The organism is Pseudactinotalea sp. HY158 (genome assembly GCF_009660225.1).
GTDB lineage: Bacteria > Actinomycetota > Actinomycetes > Actinomycetales > Beutenbergiaceae > HY158.
In genome coordinates this window covers 1,782,541-1,805,114 of sequence record NZ_CP045920.1, presented here as the reverse complement: position 1 = coordinate 1,805,114, position 22,574 = coordinate 1,782,541, and the positions used below count along the sequence as shown (strand labels likewise).

12 protein-coding genes and 1 tRNA gene are annotated in these 22,574 nt (G+C 69.8%); 10 read left to right on the top strand and 3 right to left on the bottom strand.

Features of this window, described 5'->3' with window-relative positions; all coding sequences use genetic code 11:
- Positions 1-17: 17 nt before the first annotated feature.
- The gene (locus GCE65_RS08055) at positions 18-1,994 is read right to left on the bottom strand and encodes an ABC transporter ATP-binding protein (protein WP_153878021.1); all 1,977 of its coding nucleotides are present in this window, start codon (positions 1,992-1,994) and stop codon (positions 18-20) included.
- On the bottom strand, positions 1,987-3,942 hold the full coding sequence (locus GCE65_RS16880; RefSeq protein ID WP_153878020.1) for an ABC transporter ATP-binding protein: 1,956 nt from the start codon (positions 3,940-3,942) through the stop codon (positions 1,987-1,989). The genes GCE65_RS08055 and GCE65_RS16880 overlap by 8 nt, the downstream gene beginning before the upstream one ends.
- Before the next feature lie 230 nt (positions 3,943-4,172).
- Here GCE65_RS16880 and GCE65_RS08045 point away from each other — a divergent pair.
- The 8 genes from GCE65_RS08045 to GCE65_RS08010 all read left to right on the top strand — a co-directional run bounded on the left by GCE65_RS08045 (position 4,173) and on the right by GCE65_RS08010 (position 19,659).
- A tRNA-Pro gene (locus tag GCE65_RS08045) sits at positions 4,173-4,249 on the top strand.
- Between the two features lie 548 nt (positions 4,250-4,797).
- Positions 4,798-5,028, top strand: a complete 231-nt coding sequence (locus tag GCE65_RS08040; RefSeq protein ID WP_153878019.1) for a hypothetical protein — start codon at positions 4,798-4,800, stop codon at positions 5,026-5,028.
- A 323-nt stretch (positions 5,029-5,351) separates the two neighbouring features.
- Complete coding sequence (locus GCE65_RS08035; protein WP_194928870.1) at positions 5,352-10,922, top strand: type I polyketide synthase; 5,571 nt, start codon at positions 5,352-5,354, stop codon at positions 10,920-10,922.
- Positions 10,919-15,421 (top strand): non-ribosomal peptide synthetase, encoded by a 4,503-nt coding sequence (locus GCE65_RS08030; RefSeq protein ID WP_153878017.1) that lies wholly within the window; start codon positions 10,919-10,921, stop codon positions 15,419-15,421. The genes GCE65_RS08035 and GCE65_RS08030 overlap by 4 nt, the downstream gene beginning before the upstream one ends.
- The gene (locus GCE65_RS08025; RefSeq protein WP_153878016.1) at positions 15,418-16,398 is read left to right on the top strand and encodes an NADPH:quinone oxidoreductase family protein; all 981 of its coding nucleotides are present in this window, start codon (positions 15,418-15,420) and stop codon (positions 16,396-16,398) included. The genes GCE65_RS08030 and GCE65_RS08025 overlap by 4 nt, the downstream gene beginning before the upstream one ends.
- Positions 16,395-17,342 carry a ketopantoate reductase family protein gene (locus GCE65_RS08020; RefSeq protein ID WP_153878015.1) on the top strand — a complete coding sequence of 316 codons (948 nt, stop codon included), beginning with the start codon at positions 16,395-16,397 and terminating at the stop codon, positions 17,340-17,342. The genes GCE65_RS08025 and GCE65_RS08020 overlap by 4 nt, the downstream gene beginning before the upstream one ends.
- Entirely contained in the window at positions 17,339-18,919 is a 1,581-nt protein-coding gene (locus tag GCE65_RS08015; protein WP_153878014.1) for a DHA2 family efflux MFS transporter permease subunit, read from the top strand. The genes GCE65_RS08020 and GCE65_RS08015 overlap by 4 nt, the downstream gene beginning before the upstream one ends.
- Positions 18,838-19,659, top strand: coding sequence for a thioesterase II family protein (locus GCE65_RS08010; protein ID WP_228760170.1), 822 nt, complete (start codon positions 18,838-18,840; stop codon positions 19,657-19,659). Before GCE65_RS08015 ends, GCE65_RS08010 begins: the two co-directional genes overlap by 82 nt.
- Positions 19,660-19,674: 15 nt before the next feature.
- Here the strand turns inward: GCE65_RS08010 and GCE65_RS08005 are convergent, their stop codons facing one another.
- Positions 19,675-20,388: a 4'-phosphopantetheinyl transferase superfamily protein gene (locus GCE65_RS08005; RefSeq protein WP_153878012.1), complete on the bottom strand. Its 714-nt coding sequence runs from the start codon at positions 20,386-20,388 to the stop codon at positions 19,675-19,677.
- A gap of 442 nt (positions 20,389-20,830) precedes the next feature.
- Here GCE65_RS08005 and GCE65_RS08000 point away from each other — a divergent pair, with 442 nt between their 5' ends.
- Together GCE65_RS08000 and GCE65_RS07995 are read left to right on the top strand one after the other, a co-directional pair.
- The gene (locus GCE65_RS08000) at positions 20,831-21,547 is read left to right on the top strand and encodes a hypothetical protein (RefSeq protein ID WP_228760169.1); all 717 of its coding nucleotides are present in this window, start codon (positions 20,831-20,833) and stop codon (positions 21,545-21,547) included.
- A complete protein-coding gene (locus GCE65_RS07995) occupies positions 21,544-22,479 on the top strand; it encodes a diacylglycerol kinase family protein (protein ID WP_153878010.1) in 936 nt (311 codons plus the stop codon). The genes GCE65_RS08000 and GCE65_RS07995 overlap by 4 nt, the downstream gene beginning before the upstream one ends.
- Positions 22,480-22,574: the final 95 nt, after the last annotated feature.

Sequence of the window (22,574 nt, the reverse complement as noted above, 5' to 3'; positions counted from 1 at the left end):
CCCTGCACCGGAACGGCTCACGAGGTCCACGCCCGCCACAACGCCGCGTATTCGCCGCCCGCGCCCATGAGCTCCTCATGCGAACCGAGTTCGACGATCCGACCCTCCTGCACCACGGCGATCCGGTCCGCGTCGTGCGCGGTGTGCAACCGGTGGGCGATCGCCACGACGGTTCGGCCGTCGAGCAGGGCGTTCATGGACCCCTCGAGGTGCCGGGCCGTGCGCGGATCGATGAGCGAGGTGGCCTCGTCGAGCACGAGGGTGTGCGGGTCGGCGAGAATGAGCCGGGCGAGCGCGATCTGCTGGGACTGCGCGGGCGTGAGCGCCTGGGATCCCGAGCCGAGCACGGTGTCGAGCCCGCCGGGAAGCGCCTGCACCCAGCGCCACGCATCCACGGTCGCCAGCGCCGCAATAACGGCGTCGTCGCCCGCGCCCTCCCGGGCCAGCACGACGTTGTCGCGGACCGTGCCGCGGAACACGTGGTGCTCCTGCGTCACGAGGGCGACCTCTCGGCGCAGCCGCTCGAGCGGGAGCTGGATGAGATCCGCCCCGCCGACCTGCACCGATCCGGCCCGGGGACCGTGGATCCCGGAGAGCAGCCGGCCCAGCGTCGACTTCCCGGAGCCCGAGGGGCCGACGATCGCGAGCCGCTCCCCGGTCCGCAGGTTCAGGTCGATGCCGTGGAGCACGTCCTCACCCTCGCGATAGGCGTACCGCAGACCCGTCCCCGCCAGCTGCCGGTCGAGCGGCAGCGCGTCGCCCGCCTGACGGTCCGGCGGCACGGAGGCCAGCCCGAGGAGCCGGGTGGTCGAGGCGATCCCCACCTGCAGGTTGTCGATCGTGACCACGAGCCGGTCGAAGGGCCCGTAGAACGCTTCCACGTACAGCATCCCCGTGGTGATCTGCCCGAGGTCGAGCCGGCCCTCGAAGTATGCCCACGCGCCGATCGCCAGCGTGATCACCCGCGGCAACGAGAAGGCCGTGTCCATGACCGTCAGCAGCACGACCCGCAGCGAGAGTCCGTATCGCTCGGCCTGCCCGGAGGTCTCGAGATCCTCCCGGCCATGACGACGCCGCCGCCGGCCCAGGCGCAGCGCCTCGAGGGTCCGGGCCCCCTCGACGGTCTCGGTCAGGGTGGTGTTGATCCGGGAATAGGTGGCCCCCTCGTACAGGTACGCCGTCGGCGCCTCGCGGAGGTACCGGCGCACCTGCAGGGTCGCGAGCCCGGCGAGCACGAGCGAGGGCAGCGCCAGCAGCCAGGAGTTGATCACCATCGCGACCATCGTCAGCGCGACGGTGATCACGGCGATGATGCCCTCCGGCAGCGCCCAGCGCACCGTGGCGCTCATCGAATTGACGTCGCGGGTCACCCGCGTGACCAGGTCGCCGGTCGAGGCCGATTCGACCGTTCCCAGCGGCAGCCGCAGCACCGACCGGATCACGTACTCGCGCGCCTGGGCGAGCACGTCCTGGCCGAGCATCGCCGCGACCGCCCGCGCCGTGAACGTGAGCGCCGTCTGCAGCACGAGCAGCACCGTGACGATCGCGACGAGGCGCAGCACCGCCGAATCCTCGCCTGCTCCGCCCGCGACCGTCGTCGTGTTCACGAGGTCGCCCAACAGCTTCGGGACGGCGAGGGCCGTGGCCGCAGCGGCGGCGTTGGCGAGCACGAGGCCCGCCACGATCGCCTTCCGCGACGAGAACAGCCCGCCCAGGAACGAGACGACCTGGCCGCTCGTAGCCACCGGCAGGCCCTTGTCCGGATCGAAGGCGCGGGCCCGATGCTCCTGGGCGCGCCGCCGCCGGGCTGCGTGCCGCGCCTGGTAGGCGCGCCACCGGGCGCGTGGATTACGGACGGCGCCCGGTTCCGCGGGCGCGCCGGTGACCGGTCGGTCCGTGGCGGGGGCGGGGTCGGCCGCGGCCAGCCAGGTGCGCGCGGAGTCCGCGCGCAGGTCGTTCGAGAGCGCATCGCGCACTGCACTCGGCTCAGTCATCGCGGCCTCCGCACTGCCCGCCGCCCACATCCGGGACCGTTGAGCTCGGCCGGCCCGCGCGAGGCGATCCCGGGCCGGAGCCTGCCGCACCGTCGAGTTCGTCGGAGCCGCGCATGACCACGGCCCGGTACCGGGGGCTGGTCGCGAACAGGTCCGCGTGCGTTCCCCGCTCGACGATCCGCCCGCCGGCGAGGAGTTGGACCTCGTCGGCGTGGCGCAGCAGCAGCGGAGAGACGGTCATGACGGCGGTCGTGCGTCCGGCCCGCGCCGCGGGAAGGCGGTCGGCGATGACCGCCTCGGTGTGGGCGTCCACCGCCGAGGTCGGCTCGACCAGCACGAGGATCGGCGCGTCCGCGGCGAGGGCCCGGGCGAGCACGAGCCGCTGGCGCTGCCCGCCCGAGAGGCCACGGCCACGCTCATCCAGCCGGCCCTGCCAGCCACCCGGGGTCGCGTCGTAGACGTCCTCGCCGGCCGCGGCCGCCAGCGCGTCCTCGGCCTGCTCGCGTGTGAGTCGCCCGGTCGGATCGAGGGCCTGCTGGAGGGTGCCGGCGAACACGGTCGATCCTGTGTCGCTCACCAGGATCGCGGCCCGCACCTGCTCGATCGACGCCTCCGCCAGGTCCACGTCGCCGAGCCGGACCCCCCAGGGGGCGTGCGCCCGGGCGTGGTCGTGTTCGGCCGCCGCCCGCCGCCGGCGCGCGTTCGCCCGGCGGGCGGTCCTCGCGGCCCGGCCCGTGAGGTCCTCGCCGGCGTCGAGCGAGGTGGGTTCGGCCTCCGCCGGCAGGTAGCGCCCGAACCGGTCGGCCAGCGCCGCGGCCTCGTCCGGGTCGGCCGAGACGACCATCGTCAGCAGCCCCGGCGCGAGCCGCGCGCCGGAGGCCTCATCGAGAAGGGGAGCGGCGTCGTCCATACGCCTGTTCCGATCGCCCGGCCAGGGCGAGCCGTGGGCGAAGATGTTGATCGCCTTCTCGGCGGAGACGAGGGAGCGCACGAACTTCTGCACGAACTCGAAGAACACGCGGATGGGTTGGAGGAGGAAGAGCGCGTAGCCGAGGAACGCGACGAGGCCGCCGATGCTCAGCTCGCCCGCGTGCACGGCGCGCACGCCCAGGTACATGAGCGCGACCACGAACAGGCCCGAGAGCAGCACGCCGGCGGCCTCGACCACCGCGCCCCAGACCCCCGCGCGCACGCCGGCGCCGCGGGCGCGCTGCGACTGAACTGCGTAGTTCCGCCCGAACGTGGCCTCCCCGCCGACCCCGCGCAGGATCCGCAGGCCGGCCACGATGTCCGTGGCCATCGAGGTGAGCTCGGACGTGCGGGAGCGCTCCTGCGCCTGGGAACGCTGTAGCGGGCGCAGGATCGGGCCCGTGACGGCCACGAGCAGCGGCGCCACGAGCAGCACGATGACCCCGAGGCGGACGTTCGTCGTGAGCACGATCGCTGCGACCACGAGGTAGGTGAGCGCGTTCGCGATCGCGCGGGTCGTCACCTCGAGGAACGCCGCGAACTGGTCGGCATCGGAACCCGCGACCGAGAGCACCTCGCCCGTGGGTGTGCGCCGATGCAGCACGTGCCCGAGTTCGGTCGACTTGTTCGTGACGAGCCCGATCGTGCCGAACGAGGCGATGAGCCACGACCGCACCTGCGCGATGTGCCAGATCCCGCCGGTCAGCGCGCCGGCGAGGGTGACGACGGCGAGCACGCCGATCCACAGCAGCACGGCGCCGGTGTCGCGAGCCGTGATCCCCGAGTCGATGACGTTGCCGAGGGCCCACGGCGCGACCGCGGCGGGCAGGGCGAACAGGGTGGCGAGCAGGATCGTCCACCAGAGCACCGAGCCCTGCTCCCGCAGCAGCCACAGCAGGAAGCGGACGGGGGAGCGCGTGTCGGGGTGTTGGGTCGAGCCCGCCGTGAAGGCCGTGGTCTCGGGAGGGAAGTCACGCACGAGTATCCAGCGTAGGTCTCGGTGTAGGGGAAGGCGAGAGGATTATGGACGACGGCCGCCGCGGTTCGCGCGCGCCGTTCAACTCGCGTCGGGCTGCTTCGGGCGGCGGGCACTGCGCTCGACGGGCGCGCGGCATGGGCACGGTGAGGCGGTGTGGCGTGCGTCTCACCCGCGGGGCCGCGCGGATTACCGGTTGGCGCCGGGCGTGCGGTAGTCTCATCACGGTTGAACGGGCTGTGGCGCAGCTTGGTAGCGCACTTGACTGGGGGTCAAGGGGTCGTGGGTTCAAATCCCGCCAGCCCGACCATGTGAAAGAGGCAGAGAATGCCTGCAAAGACGCGGTTTAAGGACACTGGGGCACTGTCCACCCCGGACCCCTTCAACACCCCGCCAGGCCCCCTGGACGCCAACTTGGACGCCATCTTTGGCGGCCCGAGCAGACGCCATCGGACACTCTCGGAAAATCCCGCACACATGACGTGCATGGATGATGATCTACCCACTGGCCAGCGGATCCGAGACATCCTGACCGGGCTCGGTGTGAAGGGGCCGGGGAAATGGTGGGAGTACTGGGTTCCAGCCCGCAGCGAAGCGACGAGCGGGACCAGGCAGGCCACCACCGACGGGTCGGCATCGCGGTGCGGCGACCGCTTCGACAGCATTCGCAGGCCCGCCCGGGCCGGGACCGTCCGTGCCCCTGGTGTGCGCAGCCCCAGAATCAATGCTGCATCAGTAGCGACCGGATGCCGGGCCAGGGTCGGGTTGCCGGCGAGGGCGGCCAGTTGCTGAGCCGACAACCACTGCGACGCCTGACACCTGGACCAACGCATCGCGCTGCGATACGCCCTGACCTTGATGACCCAGACCGAGACGAAGAGCTACCTCGCTCATCACCTCGCACTGGCCGGCCGCTTGGACCCGATCTTCTCCGATGACGCCACCACCCTGATCCGCCAAGTAGGACGCGGCACCCGCCGAGCAGTCAACAACCTCGCCGTCCAAGCACTCGGCGCCGCCTCTGCCGGTAACGCCGTCGTCGGCGAATCAGCCGCACGCGCCGCCGTCACCGAGGTCACCGCCGAATAGCCGCCGCGACGACATGAGGACCATCACGACAGCGTGACCATCAAGGCCCCACCGGCAACCCTCCGGTGGGGCCTTCCCTCAACCCGATACATCCTCACCGAGAACGACGCCTTCGTCCTCAACGGACGTGGCCGCCAACACCAGACAGGACTCTTGACCGCCACCGGGCGGGCCCTAGGACCACCTATGGGCAAAACTCGATGGTTCTTGACACATACCTGGTAGCCTCATGGGGAACTGGCATCGCCGCCCGTGACTCCGCGACATCTCGGAGGCTGGAGGATTCAATGTTATCGAATTCAGAGGCAAGTGCACGGTCTGTGATGCCCTCGGAGTGGGCGGAAGCGGTCGCCATCGTCGGGATCGGATGTCGCTTTCCCGGAGGTGTCCACGACACTGACTCCTACTGGGATCTATTGCGCCGTGGCAGGGATGGGATCGTCGACATTCCTGCGGATCGCTGGTCGGCGCGAAAGTTCTATGACCCGGATCTCGGGCCAGGGCACTCGCGGGTTCAGCGGGGGGGCTTCCTCGAACAGAACGTGTCCGAGTGGGACGCCCAGTTCTTCGGGATCAGCCCCCGCGAGGCGGATTTCGTTGATCCCCAACATCGCTTCCTGATGGAGGTGGCCTACGAGGCCATCGAGGACTCAGGAACTCCCGTGGACACGCTCGCCGGTTCGCGGACCGGCGTGTTCGTCGGCGGTTTCACGCTGGACTACAGCCAGCTGCAGTTCTCCGGTGCCACTGGGTCGCGCGGGCTGTTGCGTGCCCACACCGCGACCGGTGTCGTGATGACGATGTTCTCCAACCGCATCTCCCACGCGTTCGACCTGACCGGGCCCAGCATGACCGTCGACACCGCGTGCTCCTCGTCGCTGGTCGCCGTACACCTGGCCTGTCAGTCGCTACTCACGGGCGAGAGCACCATGGCCATCGCCGGCGGGGTGAACCTGATGTTGGCGCCTAACTTCACGATCGCGGCGTCCCAGGGAGGCTTCCTGTCGCCGACCAGCCGGTCGCGTCCGTTCCACGCGGAGGCGGACGGCTACGTGCGAGCCGAGGGCTGTGGTGTCGTCCTACTCGAACCTCTCTCGGTCGCAATCGGATCCGGCCGCCGCATCTACGCGATCATCCGTGGGTCGGCCGTGAACCAGGACGGGCGCACCAACGGCATCACCGTCCCCAACGGCACGAGTCAGAAGAAGGCCATGAAACACGCGCTGGCGGTCTCCGGCATCGACCGGGACGCGGTGGGCTACGTGGAGGCGCACGGCACCGGCACCCCGGTGGGAGACCCGATTGAGGCGAACGCGATCGGGGACGTCTACGGCCGGGGGCGTGATCCGCGCAGCGCCTGCATGATCGCGTCCGTCAAGTCCAATATCGGACACACCGAGGCAGCAGCCGGTGTGGCAGGCCTGATCAAGGCAGCACTGGTGCTGCGCCACAGGGAAGTCCCGGCCCACCTTCACCTCACCGAGCTCAACCCGAAGATCGACCTGGAGGACCTGAGGCTGCGGATCCCTACCAAGTCGTGTGCGTTGCCGGTGTCGGACGGTGTCGGGTTCGCAGCAGTCAACTCGTTCGGGTTCGGTGGGACCAACGCGCACTTGATCCTGCAGGAGGCCCCCGACCCAGCACAGGTTGACGGGGACGCTGAGCGGTCACCGGCCAGTCGTGGCATCACACCGATCCTGCCACTGGCTGCCCGGAGCAACGGTGCCCTGTCCGCCCTGGCTACCCAGGATGCGCGGATGCTCACGAGTGGCGCCGCGGCAGACCAGATCGCCGCCGCCCGTGTCCACCACCGGGCACTGCACCCGCAGTCTCGGGCGGCGGTGCTCGTGGGAGATCTCGAGTCGACCCGGGCGGCCCTGGATGCTCTGTCCCAAGGTTCCCCGCACGCCGACCTGGTGACCGGTGGCGCTGCCGGGTCGACGCTCGTCTGGCTGTTCACAGGGATGGGCCCGCAGTGGTGGGGCATGGCCCGCGACCTGCTCGAGCGCAACCCCATCTTCGCAGCTCAGGTGGAACGGGTGGACGCCGCGTTGACTCCGTTGGCGGGCTGGTCGATCGTCGACGAGCTGCGACGGGATGAGGACTCCTCGCTGATGGGCCGGACCCAGATCTCCCAGTGCGCGAACTTCACGGTGCAGCTCGGCCTGGCCGCCGTGTGGCGCGAACTCGGAGTCCCCATGGACGCGGTGATCGGCCACAGCGCCGGTGAGGTCGCAGCCGCCTACGTCACGGGCGCGCTCTCCTTCGACGACGCCGTGACCGTGGTGTTCCACCGGGCCCGCCTGCAGCAGAGCACCTCCGGGCAGGGCAGACTGCTCGCAGCGTCGATCTCACCGCAGGAGGCGCAGGGCCTGGCGCCCGTGGTCGACGGGAGGCTGCACTTGGCCGCGATCAACGGCCCGGAGTCGATCGCGCTGGTCGGCGACGTGGACATCCTGGTGTCGGTGCAGGAGGATCTGGAGAAGCGCGACGTGTTCGCACGCATGGTTCCCGGTGACGTGCCGTTCCACGGGCCCGGCATGGACCCGCTGGAGGAGGAGCTACGCGAGGTGCTGGCCGACGTCGTACCGTCGGCGCCGACCTGCCCGATGTACTCGACCGTTACTGGAGAGTCCGTCACGGGCCCCGTCCACGACGCAGATTACTGGTGGCGCAACGTGCGCCAGCCGGTCCAGTTCGCGCATGCCGCGCGGTGCGCCATTCGTGACGGCCACCGCGCTTACCTCGAACTCGGACCCAACCCGGTGCTCGGGTATTCGGTGCAGTCCTGCCTGACAGAGGCCGGCGTGGACGGAGTGACCGTGTCCTCGCTCCGCCGCAAGGACCCGGATGCCCAAGCCATGGCCGTGGCGTGCGCACGACTGTTCGTGAACGGCCTCGGTCCAGACTGGCGGGCGTTCTACACCACCCCCGGTTCACTGCGGCTGCCGCTGTACCCGTGGCACCGCGACCGCTATTGGATGGAGAGCGAGGCGACCCGAGCCGACCGGACGGGTGATATGCCGCACCCGCTGCTAGGCAGGCGGCAGGACACGGCGACGGCGGCGTGGAGCCGAGAGCTGGACGGATCCCGGCCTGCCTACCTGTCCGACCACATGGTGCACGGCGCGAACTTGTTCCCCGGCGCCGGCTACGTGGACATGGCGCTCCGTGCCGGGCAGGAGGAGGCGCCTGCCGCCAGGCTCTCCATCTTCGACGTCACGTTCCACAATCCGGTCGTGATGCAAGGCACCCTGTCCGGTGAGTTGGAGACGGTCATGGACCGCACGACCTCGATGGTCCAGATCAACGGTCGTGCCACCTCGGACCGTCCGTGGACGCAGCACATGACGGGGTTCCTCGCCCCGGCGCGGGGTGCGGCGCGTCACTTCGACATCGCGGCTGCCCGCGACCGCTGCCCCTCCCTACAGAAGCGTGCGGAGTGCTACAGCACGTTTGCGGGGGGTGGCTTCGACTACGGGCCGCAGTTTCAGATGATCGAGGCCCTGTGGCTGGGCGATGGAGAGGCGGTCGCGCGATTCGACTCGCAGTTGTTGGGCGGGGAGGCCCGGGCCGAGCGCGGCGAGTCAATCCTCGACCCGATCCTGTTGGACGGCTGCTTCCAGCTTCTCCTGCCGCTGGCCCAGGCGCAGTCGGTGGACCTGACCCAGGCGATCCCTGTCGGTGTCGGGCGGATCGAAATGCTGCCTGCCCTGGATGACCACGTGCCGACCGCGACGGTCTGGACGCGTGCACGGATCAGCGAGGTCGGGCCGGACCTCGTCGCCGGGGACGTCGTCGTGACGGACGACGCCGGCAACGTGCTGCTGCAGGTCGATCGATTCCAGGTCCGGCTCGTGGACCCCGACGCGCAGGTACCCCGTCAGGGTCATCACTGGCTCTACGAGGTCGACTGGGAGGCCGCGGAGTCGCAGGGGTCAGAGCACCTGGCCGGCGCCCTGTCCGCCACCTCGTCGGCGCCCGTGGAGGACGAGGGGACGGTGACCACGGACCCGCAGCCTGAACCCGGGCCGCTGCGCCGGGCCCGGCACTGGCTGATGCTGAATCCCGGCACGGGAGCGGGGGAGCGACTGGCGCACATGCTGACTGCCCGCGGCGACCGGGTGCTGATGGCCACCACGGACTCCCGTGGCAAGGCGTTAGCGCCGGGATCGTGGGTCGCCGACCTCAACCACCGCAGCGACCTGGAAGCAGTGCTGGCCTGGGCAGCAGCCGAGCTCGTAGGCGAGACACCGGGAGTCATCGACCTGCGCGCGCTGGGCGCGCCGGAGGCGAGCCTTGACCGGTCCCCGTCACTCGCCCACCAGTACGCCGGCGGGCTGCTCGACCTGGTCCAGGCGATGGATGCGCGCGACCTGGCCTGGCCACTGACCCTCGTGACCGCGGGAGCGCAGCCGGTGACCGGTCCGGTCCACCCGGCCGGGGTCGGGCAGGCGGCCGTGTGGGGCATGGGCCGGGTCTTGCACCAGGAGTCGGTGGAGCTGGCTCCCCGACTGGTCGACCTGGACCCGGACGATCTGCAGAACTGCCTGCCCGCGCTAGTGGACGAACTGCACGGCGACACGGGGGAAGACCAGCTCGGCCTGCGTAGCGAGGGGCGCTTCGTTGCCCGGCTGCAGCCCTCGACGGAGCCGGACACCTGGCTCCCCGCGCGGCTGGCCCCATTCGGCACCTACCTGATCACGGGCGGCCTGGGTGCCCTGGGCGTGGTGTGTGCGCGATGGTTGGCCCGTCGGGGCGCTCGTCGGGTCGTGCTGACCAGCCGCAAGGGTCTGCCACCCCGTGACCAGTGGGACAGGGTCACCGACACCCGCCAGCGCGAGCAGATCAATACGGTCCTCGGGATTGAGCAGGAGGGGACGACCGTGGAAGTGGTCGCCCTCGATACCACCGACGCTGAGCAGGTGCGGGAGTTCGTGACCCAGCGGCGTCGCGCGGCGCTGCCACCGCTCCACGGCGTGTTGCACGCGGCCGGTGTCCTGCACGATACCGTCATGGTCCGGATGAGTCCGGACGACCTGCACACGGTCCTCAACCCCAAGGTAGAGGGCACCTTGGCCCTGCACCACGGGCTGGAGGGGGAGCCGCTGGACTTCTTCGCGCTGTTCTCCTCCGTCAGCAGCGTGGTGGTGACCAGCGGCCAGGCGAACTACGCGGCCGCCAACGCCTACATGGACGCCTTCGCATCCCGCCTGCGGGCGGCAGGGGTTGCCGCCGTAAGCATCAACTGGGGTCCGTGGGACGTCGGCATGATTGCCGAGATGAACCTGCAGGCCTTCTACGGCCGTCGCGGCATCGACCTGATCCCCGAGCGGGTCGGCGTCCAGCTACTGTCGGTGATCCTCGGCAAGTCCACGGCCCAGCAGGTGATCGTGTCCGCCGACTGGCCGACCCTGATCGCCAGCTACCCGGTCGTCCCCCGGATGATCGAACACCTCGGCCAGGCCGGTGCCGACGACCAGGACAACGGGGAGGGCGTCGACTGGAAGTCCGCGATCGCCGGCGCTGAACCCGACCAACGCCTGCCCGTCGTCACCGACGGCGTCGCGAACGTGCTGGGAGCAGTGCTGCGGATCGGCCCCGACGAACTGAACCGCGACGTCCCGCTGAACCAGCTCGGCCTCGACTCGATGATCGCCGTCGAGGTGCGCATCCGCATCGAACGGGCGCTCGGCTACTCCCCAAAGGTGGTCACCCTGCTGCAGGGAGTGACGGTCAGCGACGTCGCAGCACTCATCGACAGTGAGCTGGCACCGGCCGGCGACGAGACACCCGATGGCATCAGCGAAATGGTCCAGAACGTCGACCCGGACGTGCTGGAGGCGCTGTTGAGTGAGATCGAGCAGATCGGCCCGAATGGAACGGCGTCATGACACAGCTGAGCGAACGACTCGCCAACCTCTCCCCTGAGCAGCGGGAGATGCTGCTGGCCCGGCTGGGCAAGACTCGCACCAGACCGGACCGGATCGTCGCCGAGGAGCACGATCCGGTCCGGCCCCTGTCCTCTACCCAGCAACGGCTGTGGTTCCTCGAACAGTTCGCCCCGAGCGAGCCGTTCAACGTCATGTCGGGAGTGGCGCGGATACCCTTCACCATCGAGCCGGACCCGTTCATCGAATGCCTGCAGCGGGTAACCGCCCGGCACGACATCCTGCGCACCGCATTCGTTATCGACCAAGGCGTGCCCCGGGCACGGGTCGAGCCGTCGGTGACGGTGCCGGCCACCGTGCTGATCGGCCTGGAGGCGGCGGAGCTAGAGGCACGGTTCGAGCAGGACGCCCACACCCCGTTCGACCTCGCGCAAGCGCCGCTGTTCCGAGTGGCCATCGTGCCAGCCCCGGACTACACGCTCGTCCAATTGACAATGCACCACCTGATCTCCGACGGCTTCTCCAACGGTGTGCTGTTCAACGAGCTGGCCAGCGAATGGGCCGCCCACCAGTCGCGCAATGCGGTGGCCCGCCCGGCTCCGCCGCAGTTCCAGTTCGCCGACGTCGTCAGCTGGCAGCAGCGGAGGTTGCACGACTCCGACCACGGGAAGGCCAGTGTCAACTACTGGGTGCGGCACCTGACCGGAGCACCGGAGCGGCTGACGCTCAAGACCACCTGGCAGCGTCCCGCGCACATGTCCTACCGCGGCGGGCGGCTTCCCGTAGCCTTCCCGCCGGAGCTGGTCGAGCGGGTCCGCAAAGCCGCTGCCGAGCAGGCCGTGACGCCTTTCAGTGTGGTTCTGGCCGGATACGTCGCCGTGCTGTCCCGGTTCGCCGACCAGCAGGAGATCATCGTCGGCATCCCCGTGGCCGGGCGTGACGAGCCGGGCACCGAGGCACTGATCGGCCCGTTCCTGAACACGCTGGCGATGCGTTTCGACGTCACCGACCAGCCGACCTTCGCCACGCTCGTGGGTCGGGTCGGGTCGGTCGTCAATGACGGTATGCACCATCAGGACGCGCCGTTCGAGGAGGTCCTGCGTGCGCTCGCAGTGGCTCGCGACCCATCCCGCAGTCCGGTCTTTCAGACAGTGTTCAACTTCCAGTTCAACCAGACGGGCCGGGTCGGCGAGTTCGAACTGCGCGACATCCACAACGGGTCCGCTCAGAGCGACCTGCGGCTCGACCTGGTCTCCGCCGGAAACCAGCTGACCGGTCACGTCGACTACGCCAGCGACGTGTACAGCCAGGCCGCGGTGCAGTCGATCATCGACGCCCTCGACGCCTTCCTGGACGCCGCCCTGACCCGCCCCGGCACCCCGATCCGGTCGCTCCCGCTGATGAGTCCCGAGCGGGCCGGGCATCTAGTCGCGGACGGGTCGACGCGGATGGATGACCCGCCGGTCGACGCCGGTGCCACCGCGGCCTCGATGATTATCGAACAGTGCCGCCGCACTCCGCAGCGGACCGCCATCACCACCGAGACGATGCACCTGACGTACGCCGAGCTGGACACGGCCAGCGCCGCCCTGGCCGCGAGGCTGCGAGAGCAGGTCACCGCGCCTCACGCCCGAATCGGACTGTTGCTGCCCCGTAGCCCGCACACCATCGTCGCGATGCTTGCGCTGATGCGGGCCGGCTGCTCCTACGTGCCACTCGACCCGGACTACCCGAGGGAACGCCTCTCGTTCATCTGCCAGGACGCCGACCTGGCCGCCCTGATCACCGTGGACGAGCACGCTGCGACCGCGGGCGAGCTGGTGGCGTCCGGCGACGTGCCGGTGCTCGTCGCCGACGCTGCGCAGGAGCCAGCGCACGACGGGCAGCCCGACACCGTCGGGCCGGAGGTGGACGCCGTGGGGGACGGGGCGAGCGAGGCTTACACGATCTACACATCCGGGTCGACCGGCCTGCCCAAGGGAGTGCAGATCAGCCACACCAGCCTGGTCAACTTTCTGACCTCGATGCAGCACGAGCCCGGCATCGGCACCGACGACGTGCTGCTCGCCGTGACCAGCCCATCATTCGACATCGCCGCGCTCGAACTGTTGGCGCCGCTGACGGTGGGGGCAAACGTCGTGGTGGCCAGCGGGCGGGACGCCGGGGACGGGCGCCGGCTCGCGGCCCTCCTGGATGCCCACCACGTGACAATCATGCAGGCTACCCCGGCCACCTGGCAGATCCTGCTGGCCAGTGGCTGGCCTGGCAACCCTCGGCTCCTTGCCCTCTGCGGGGGTGAGGCCCTGCCGAGTGCTCTGGCCCAGGGCCTCACCGACCGCGTGTTCCGGTTGTGGAACATGTACGGGCCGACCGAGACCACTATCTGGTCCACCATCCATCCGGTGACGCCCGACGACGCCGGCGCGACGGTCCCCATCGGCCGGCCCATCCGGCGGACCGCCGCCATCGTGGTCGACGAGAAGCTGCATCCCGTGCCTGCGGGCGTGTTCGGTGAACTTTGCTTGGGGGGCGACGGGCTGGCCATCGGCTACCTGGACCGCCCCGAGTTGACCGCCGACCGGTTCGCTCACCCGGACTGGCTGGAAGGGCGGCCGCTCTACCGAACCGGCGACCTGGTCGTGGCCCGCGCCGACGGGGTCCTGGAGTACGTCACCCGGATGGACACCCAGGTCAAGGTGCGCGGCTACCGCATCGAGCTGGGGGAGATCGAGACGGTCTTGGATACCCATCACGCGGTGGACCGGTCGGTGGTCGTCGTGGCTGGTGCTGACCAGAACACCCAGCTGGTCGCCTACGTCCAAGGCGCCGTCCCGGAGCAGGAGCGTCAGGTCGACCTACCCGGCTGGCTCGCCGAGCGGCTGCCGCAGTACATGGTGCCGACGCAGGTGCTGTGGCTCGACCGGCTGCCGTTGACCCCGAACGGCAAGATCGACCGCAAGGCCCTGCCGGAACCGCACACCGCCTCCCGGGAGTCCACCGGCGGCGGGCACACCGAACCGGTGGTGCCCCCTTCCACCGGGACCGAGCAGGCGGTGATCGGCATCTGGCAGGAGCTGCTCGACCGGCACGACTTCGGCGTCGACGACGGCTTCTTCACCCTTGGCGGGCATTCCCTGATGGCCACCAAGCTGATCTTCCGGATCCGGGAGGTCACGGGTGCCGAGCTGCCCCTGCAGGTGCTCTTCGAGGGGGAGCCCACCGTGCGACGGATCAGCGCCCTGCTTGACCAGGGCCAGGACGCGGCGGCCGCACCGGCGGATGACCTGGACCTTGCCGAGGAGGCCGTGCTGCCCGACAGCATCCGGCCGGATCCGTCCGCGCACGTGCACAGCGTGTCCAGCCCGCAGCACCCACTGGTGACCGGGGGCACCGGATTCATGGGGTCCTTCCTGCTCGCGGAAATCCTGGAGACCACCGACGCGGCGCCGTTCTGCCACGTGCGGGCCCCGAGCGAGGCCGAGGGCCTGGCCCGGCTGCGCGAGTCCATGTCACAGTACGGCATTTGGCGGGACGGATACGCCGACCGGATCATCCCCGTGCTGGGAGACCTGCGCCGCGAGCGGATCGGCCTATCCACCCCGATGTGGGACCACCTGTCTGAGAGCGTGGACGAGATCTTCCACTGCGGCGCCGAGGTGAACTTCCTCAGCCCCTATGCGACCCTCAAACCGGCGAACGTGGACGGCACGCTGGCCGTCTTGCGGCTGGCGGTGAACCGCACGACCAAACCGGTCCACTTCGTGTCGACCACCTACGTGTTCTCTCGCTTCTCCTATCCCCCGGACACCGTGTTCACCGAGGACATGGCGCCGATCCACGACCTCAACCACACGTTCGGCTACACCCAGTCCAAGTGGGTCAGCGAGAGCATGGTGGCCGAGGCCGGCCGGCGAGGTGTGCCGACCTACATCTATCGGGCGGGACGCATCGCGGGGCACAGCCGCACGGGGGCCTGCCAGACCTACGACTTCGTCTGGCAGGCCGTCCGTGCCGCGGTGGAGATGGGCGCTGCGCCGTACGTCAACATGCAGGTGGACGTGACACCGGTCGACTACGCGGTAGCGGCGCTGGTCCGCATCGCCCGACAGCCCGGTCAGGGCGGCAAGGCGTTCCACCTAGTGGCGCCTCAACCTGTCGAAGAGCCCACCCTCGTGGAGTGGATGCTGGAGCGTGGGTACACCGCGGAGACCCTCACGTTCACCGAGTGGTGCGCGCGGATGGTCGAGCGGGCCGCGCAGTTGTCCGACCGCACCGCCGGCGCGCTCGCTCCGTTCTTCTCCGGCATCCTGCCCCTGGACCAGATGCCGCCGGCGGAGTTCTCCACTGACAACGTCCAGTCGGCCCTCGTAGGCACCGGCATCAGGTGCCCGGACATCACCCAGGACCTGATCAACCTCTACCTCGACTACTTCGTCGATGTCGGGTTCCTTCCCCCGACCACCCAGCAGTTCAGTGACCCCCAGCCCCGGGAGACATCATGAAGGCAATACGGATCCACGAGACGGGCGGCCCGGACGTGCTGCGCGTCGAAGAGCTGCAGGTCCCGCCCACTGGGCCGGGCACGGTGCTGATCCGAGTTGGCGCGAGCGGCGTCAACTTTACCGACGTGCTAGCCCGCCAAGGGATCTACATGTCCCGCGAGGCCGGGAACCGCCTACCGCACACCATGGGCACCGAGGCGGCCGGTGTCGTCACCGGTGTGGGTGACGGGGTTGACCCAGGCCTGGTCGGGACCCGGGTGGTCGCGTTCGTCGACGGCGGGTATGCGGAGTACGCCCTCGCGGACCACCGGCTCACCTACCCTCTGCCGGACAGCATCGACTTCGTCGACGCCGTCGCGTTCCTGGTGCAGGGCGTCACTGCCTGGGAGTTGGTGCACGAGCGAGGTGCAGTGCAGCCCGGCGAGACCGTGTTGGTCCACTCGGCCGCCGGTGGCGTCGGTGGCCTGGCCGTGCAACTGGCCCGGCTGGCGGGCGCCGAGCTGGTCATCGGCACCGCTGGGTCCAACGCCAAACTGGAGCTTGCCTCGGCCCTGGGCGCTCACGAGACGGTCAACTACAGCCAATCGGACTGGGCCGACCGGGTGCTGGAGCTGACCGAGGGCCGTGGTGCCGACCTGATCGTCGAGGCCGTGGGCGGCGAGATTGGTGAGCAGAGCCTGCGCTGCCTCGGCGACCACGGCCGGCTCATCGTGTACGGTGTCGCCAGCAAGCGGCTGTCCCCGTTCGCCGGCACCCAGCTGATGCAGCACAACCAGTCGGTCACCGGCTACTGGCTGACTAGCCGGCTGGCGCCGGACTCTCCCACGGCCGCGGTGGTGCCACAGTTGCTGCACCTGGCCGCCGAAGACAAGCTGCAGGCCACGATCAAGCACGTCTACTCGCTGGAGCACGCCGCCGATGCGCATCGAGCTCTGGCCAACCGTGCCACCGTCGGTAAGGTGGTGCTGGTCGGATGAGCGTGTCACCTCGTAGTGCGGCCGTCATCGGCGCGGGAGTGATCGGCCAGGTCTACGCCGGTCGCCTGGCCGCAGCCGGCCACTCCACCTGGCTCCTCGCGCGCGGGGAGACCCTGGACCGCATGCGAGACCGCGGGGTCACGCTCATCCGGGATGGCCAGTCCACCACGGCGCCGGTCACCGTGGTCGGGTCCGTCGAGGAGATCCCCCCGGTGGACGTGGTCTACCTGGCTGTCCGGGGCGACCAGGTGGTTGAGGCCCTGCCGGTGGTGCAGGGAGTCCGGGCGACCACTGTCGTCACGCTGGTCAACCTCGCCGGTGACGCCCTCGAGGTCGCCGAGCGGATCGGGGCCGACCGGGTGGTGCTCGGGTTCCCCGGCGTCGGAGGGACCCGCACCGATGACGCGGTCACCTACCAGGTGGTGAAGCAGCAACCCACCACCCTCGGCAAGTACGACGGTCGGGAGGAACCGGTCGTGGCGGACCTGCACGACGCCGGGTTCGCTGTCGAGGTAGTCGATGACGCAGCTTCCTGGCTGGCCACGCACGCTGTGTTCATCGCAGGCGCCGGCGCGGCGATCCTCGCCGCCGGGAGCAGTCAGGCCGTCGGCGAGGACCGGAAACGCACCGCGGCCATGGTGGCGTCGGTGCGCGACGGGTTTGAGGCGATCGCCCAGCACGGCGTCACGGTCACGCCCACCCCGCTGAAGGTCATCTTCACCGTGGTGCCGAAGTTCTTCGCCGTGTACTACTGGGGCAAGCAGATGCGGGGTGACCTCGGGCGACTCGCGCTGGCCCCGCACGTCCTCGCCACTCGCGACACGGAGTTCTCGCTGCTCGCCAGGGAGGTGCGCGACCTGACCGGAGGCGACGCCCCGCTGCTGGACGCCGCCCTCGAGCAGGCCGGCTTCCCGGACGCAGATCTGCCCGGGGCGGCCACATGAGCAGAGCCGCCTCGCAAGACAGCAGGGTCCACCAGGCTCGTTGGCTGATCCTGACGATCATGTGTCTGAGCGTCCTGCTGGTCGCCATCGACAACACCATCGTCAACGTCGCGCTGCCCACCATCTCCCGTGACGTCACCGCCTCCACCTCCGAGCTGCAGTGGATCGTCGACGCCTATGCCATGGTGTTCGCCGGGCTGCTGCTGGTGGCGGGCAACCTCGGGGATCGCTTCGGCCGCAAACGGGTCCTGCAGGTCGGCCTGGTGCTGTTCGCGATCGCGTCCCTGGTCGCCACGTGGTCGGGCTCGGTGGGGAACCTGATCGCCAGCCGGGGAGCGATGGGCGTGGCCGCCGCGATGGTGTATCCCTCGACCCTGGCCACCGTTCCCCAAGTCTTCCGCAACCGGCAGGAGCGAGCGGTCGCGATCGGGGTGTGGGCGGGCGTGTCCGGGCTGGCGATCGCCCTCGGCCCGGTCGTGGGCGGACTGCTGCTCGAACACTTCTGGTGGGGCTCCATCTTCCTGGTGAATGTGCCGATCGCGGCCGTTGCCCTGGTCGCGGGCGCCATCCTCATCCCGGAGTCCAAGGATCCCGACCCCGGCAGATTCGACTACGTCGGGGCGATCTCGTCTTCCGCGGGGATCGGGCTGCTGGTCTGGACCATTATCGAAGCTCCCGACAACGGATGGGCCAGTGCCACCACACTGACCGGGTTCGGCATCGCCGCGATCCTGTTGGTGTTGTTCGGTTTCTGGGAGACCCGGTGCACCGACCCTCTGCTGGAGGTCCGGTTCTTCCGCAATCCCCGGCTCAGCGCGGCAGCCGCCACCACTGGGATGGCGTTCTTCGGGCTTTTCGGGTTCATATTCATGATCACGCTGTACTTTCAACTGATTCTCGGGTGGGACGCACTCAAGGCCGGTCTGGCGACCCTGCCGTATGCCCTGGTCATGGGGGCGATGTCGCCGATCGCGATGATCTTCACCAACAAGATCGGTACCAAGATCATCGTCGGCGGCGGGATGGCTCTCAGCGCTGCCGGGTTCCTGCTTGCCTCCTGGGCGGAGGTGGACTCGCCCTATTGGAGCTTCATCGTCGTGTGCATGGTGCTGATGGCCGCCGGGATGGGCTTGGCAACCGGGCCCGCGACCGACGCGGTGCTCGCGGCCCTGCCCAAGGAGAAGTCAGGCGTGGGTTCGGCCATCAACGACACGACCCGCGAGGTGGGCGGCGCCCTGGGCGTGGCCGTGGTCGGCTCCGCCCTAAACTCCGTGTTCGGGCACCACCTGGCGCAGCAGTGGACGGCTCTGAACATCCCGCACGAGGCCATCGAGCAGTCCAAGGGATCCGTCGCCGTTGCCCTGACGGTGGCAGGGAGCCAACCCGATGCGCTCGCCGCGCGCGCGGTGGCCGAGGTCGGCAACGCCTTCATCGAGGGGCTCCGCCTGGGCTGCTACATAGTCGCAGGCGCCATCCTCCTGGCGTCCCTCGCCGCGTGGCTGTTCCTGCCGGCCCGCGACACGCCCGCCCTGCCTGCGGACCCGCAGACCGAGCCGCGGTCCAGCGAAGCCCCGTGAGCACAGGATGCCTGCACCGGTTTGGGCCGGAGCGCCGTGGCGCTCGGCTGCTCTGTGTGCCGCACGCGGGGGCCAGCGCTGACGCCTACGCACCCTGGGTGCGCGACCTGGGCGGTGCACTGGAGCTGTGGGCGGTCACCCCTGCCGGACGGAGAGACCGCGCAGACGAGCCATTGAACCGCGACCCACAGCGGCTGGTCACGGAAGTGGTCTCTGCGCTCACCGCGCTCGATGAGCGGCCGCTGTTCGTCTTCGGGCACAGCATGGGTGCCCTGATCGGCTTCGAGGTTGCAGCGGAGCTGGCTGGATCGCCCCACCAGCCGCGGGCGGTGATCGTCTCGGGGTCACCAGCTCCGCATATCCGCTCCCGTCACCGCGAGAACGACTACACCGACGACGACCTTGCCGAGTCCCTTGTCGACTGGGGTGGCACCGCGCAGGAGCTCGTGGGCGACCTGGAGCTGAGGGAACTACTGTTCCCGCCGCTACGAGCGGATCTACAGCTGTGCGACCGCTATCACCGCACCGCACCGTGGGCGTCGCCTGTCCCACTGGCTGCGCTGGCTGGACGCGACGACCAGGTGGCGCCGCCTTCCGACGTCACCCCGTGGGAGGACTACACGACCGATTTTCTCGGGCTCAGGACCTTCACCGGCGGCCACTTCTTCCCCGCCACCTCCCGTCGGGAGGTCATCGATCACGTTGTGAGCCTGGCCATGCAGGTACTCACGCGACACTGACCGCGGCCGGTTTTGTCATGGGAAGACCCACCGGATCCCGGCCGTCTGCTGCGCGACCGCGACCGCGATCACCAGTCCCGGCGGCGCGTTGTCGCCTGTGAGTACCACCACTCGATCGCGCTCGCCGTCGACCTCGAGTGACGCGAAGTCCTGGGTGAGCCCGACACCGCTGCGCTTGGTCACGGCCTCCTTGAGGCACCAGCGGGTCAAGAACCACCGAGAGGCCGCCAACTCGTCCAGCCGGTCGAGACGGGCACGTTCCTCGGCCGTCAGCGCGAGAGCGGCCATCCCGCGCAGCTCCGTGACCCGGCGGTCCACCTCCACGTCTACGCCTATCGGCCCATCGACAGTCATACCGACGAGCACATTGCCCTCTCGGTGAGCGACCGACACCTGGACGGCCTCTACGCCACGGATGATCGGCCTGCCGTGCGTGGTGCTGCCACAGACGACACACTCCTGCTGGATCTGCACCTGACTCGGGTGACTTCCCGAAACCGCACCGGCGAGCGTCTTGGCTACCGCTCGCCCGGTCACGAACTCAGCGCGCTGTTCCTTGCTACGGATCGCTGCCGCCCGGATCGATTCGGACCCGCTCAGCAACGAAGCCCAGGCCGCCGCGTCTGCTCGCACGAGCGCGAGATGCACCAATCCCGAGATGCGTAGGTTGGGCGCTGCACGGTATAACCGGGCCGAATCATGCCACGCCTTCACCGCGACGCCGTCCACACCACACCTCCACGACTTGACGTGTTTCTGAGTTAGTGCCGCACTTCGGTGGTCCCATGACACAACGTCGTCGGGCTCCTTGTGTGTCTCATCTTCTCGGGCGTGGCGGTGGTAGGCAAGTCGTCGTGTCCGTGCTCGCTCAAGGCTTTGGCGGCGGGCGGCACGGATTGTGGGCCCGCGTCCTTGGTGCTCGTCGCTGGGAGTGACGTAGCCGATGCTTGTCCCGCCCCGGGGATGATGGAGGCATCGAAGCCACGGAAGGCCGCACAGCGACCCGCCGTGGCCCGCGTCGCCGCGGCGGACGATGCGAGTCTCCGCCGGGTCTCTTGGACACTCCGCCCCGATCCGGCATGATCAGGGCCGGATGGATCCGTCCATCGATTCATGCACCACCCTGCTGCGAAAGGCCTTCGACATGGCGCGACCCGCTCGATTCCCCACCATGCTCGCACTCGCACTGGTCGCCGCCGGCACGCTCGCCGCGTGCGCGAGCCCGGCCGCCGACGGCGGTTCGCCCACGCCCGGTTCGCCCACGCCGGACACGCCGACAGCGGAACCCGCCGGCACCGACCTGAGCGGCGCGTGGCTCGACAACGGCCGCATGATCGGCCTCGTCACGCAGGGCAGCTCGACGTGCGTGCCCGTGGCCGACGGGGTCACGGCCACGGGCGGGACCATCGAGGTCACTTTGGCGACCCCCGACCCGAACGCCGACTGCACGGACGACCTCGTGCCTCGGGTGACCCTCGTAGGCACACCCCCGGGCGTCGACCCGACGCAGGACGTCACGATCCACCTGACCGGAGGCGACCTCACCGGGAACACCGACCTCGCCGGCGTCGCCGGCCTCTCCCTCGAGGGCATGACGGACTACGAGCCGTCGGCCGGCTGGACGGGCGAGCCGGGGGAGTTCGTGCTGCTCTCCTGGGGTTCGTCCAGTTGCCCTCCGATCATCGGGGCGGTCGAGGTCGGCTCCGCGACCGAACTCGCCGTGACCGTGATCGACCCGCCCGCCGACCAGCCCTGCACCGCCGATATCGCCCCCCGGACCGCGGTGCTTCAGGTCGCCGATACCGCGGAGTTGAGCGGCGACACCGTCGCCGTGCTCACGGGCGGCGGGTTCGACGGCGTCCGCGTGCCGATCGTGGGAGCGCGATGAGCGCGCGCGTCGGCGTCGTCTGGAATCCGGCGAAGGCCGAGCGCGGCGAGCTCGAGGTGGCGCTCGCCGAGGTCCACACCGGCCCGGCCCGCTGGTACGAGACCACCGAGGACGATCCCGGCCAGGCGGCCTGCCGGCGCGCCCTCGACGACGGCGCCGACCTCGTGCTCGCGTGCGGGGGAGACGGCACCATCAGAGCCGTGACCGAGCACCTCGCCGCCACGGACTCGGCGGCGGAGATGGGCATCGTCCCCCTCGGCACCGGCAACCTCCTCGCCCGCAACCTCGACGTGCCGCTCGCCGACCTCCCCGCGGCGATCGCCCGCGCACTCGAGGGCACGGCCCGGCCAATCGACGTCGGCTGGCTCGAGGCCGATCTCGACGGCGGCACCGAGCGGCACGCCTTCGCCGTGATGGCGGGCTTCGGGATCGACGCCCACATGATCACCGAGACCGACGAGGACCTCAAGGAGAAGGCGGGCTGGCTCGCCTACGTCGAGTCCCTCGGGCGGGCGGTCTCGGCGAGCGAGGTCATCGGCCTTCGCCTCGCCCTCGACGGCGGCGCCGCGGAGGCGCACCAGGCCCACACGCTCATCGTCGGCAACTGCGGCAGCCTCCAGGGAGGCCTCACCCTGCTGCCCGACGCAGACCCGGCGGACGGGCGGCTCGACCTCCTCGTGCTCCACGAGGGCGGCGTCTCCGGATGGCTCGACACGCTGCGGAACATGGCCTGGGACAACGGCCTCAAGCGGCTGCTCCGGCGCGATGACGAGGTCACCGCCGAGAGCACCGACGCCACGACCCTCGGCCGACTCACCCGGGCGAGGGTCGAGCTCGACGAGCCGCGCGTCGTCGAGGTGGACGGCGACGACCTCGGCGAGACCACCCGAATCGAGATCAGCATCCAGCCGAGCGCCGTCCGCATCCGATAGCCGGCCGGTCGCCGTGATCGCCGATCCGGACGGGGCTGCGGCCGACCACGCCGCCACGGGATCCCCGCTGCACGGCGTCGTGGCCCAGGGCCCTG

Excerpts from the sequence above, each read along its gene's own strand:
- GCE65_RS07995 (WP_153878010.1), top strand. The coding sequence starts at position 21,544 with ATGAGCGCGCGCGTCGGCGTCGTCTGGAATCCGGCGAAGGCCGAGCGC.
- GCE65_RS08030 (WP_153878017.1), top strand. The coding sequence starts at position 10,919 with ATGACACAGCTGAGCGAACGACTCGCCAACCTCTCCCCTGAGCAGCGG.
- GCE65_RS08035 (WP_194928870.1), top strand. The coding sequence starts at position 5,352 with ATGCCCTCGGAGTGGGCGGAAGCGGTCGCCATCGTCGGGATCGGATGT.
- GCE65_RS08000 (WP_228760169.1), top strand. The coding sequence starts at position 20,831 with ATGCTCGCACTCGCACTGGTCGCCGCCGGCACGCTCGCCGCGTGCGCG.
- GCE65_RS08025 (WP_153878016.1), top strand. The coding sequence starts at position 15,418 with ATGAAGGCAATACGGATCCACGAGACGGGCGGCCCGGACGTGCTGCGC.
- GCE65_RS08055 (WP_153878021.1), bottom strand. The coding sequence starts at position 1,994 with ATGACTGAGCCGAGTGCAGTGCGCGATGCGCTCTCGAACGACCTGCGC.
- GCE65_RS08015 (WP_153878014.1), top strand. The coding sequence starts at position 17,339 with ATGAGCAGAGCCGCCTCGCAAGACAGCAGGGTCCACCAGGCTCGTTGG.
- GCE65_RS08040 (WP_153878019.1), top strand. The coding sequence starts at position 4,798 with ATGACCCAGACCGAGACGAAGAGCTACCTCGCTCATCACCTCGCACTG.
- GCE65_RS08020 (WP_153878015.1), top strand. The coding sequence starts at position 16,395 with ATGAGCGTGTCACCTCGTAGTGCGGCCGTCATCGGCGCGGGAGTGATC.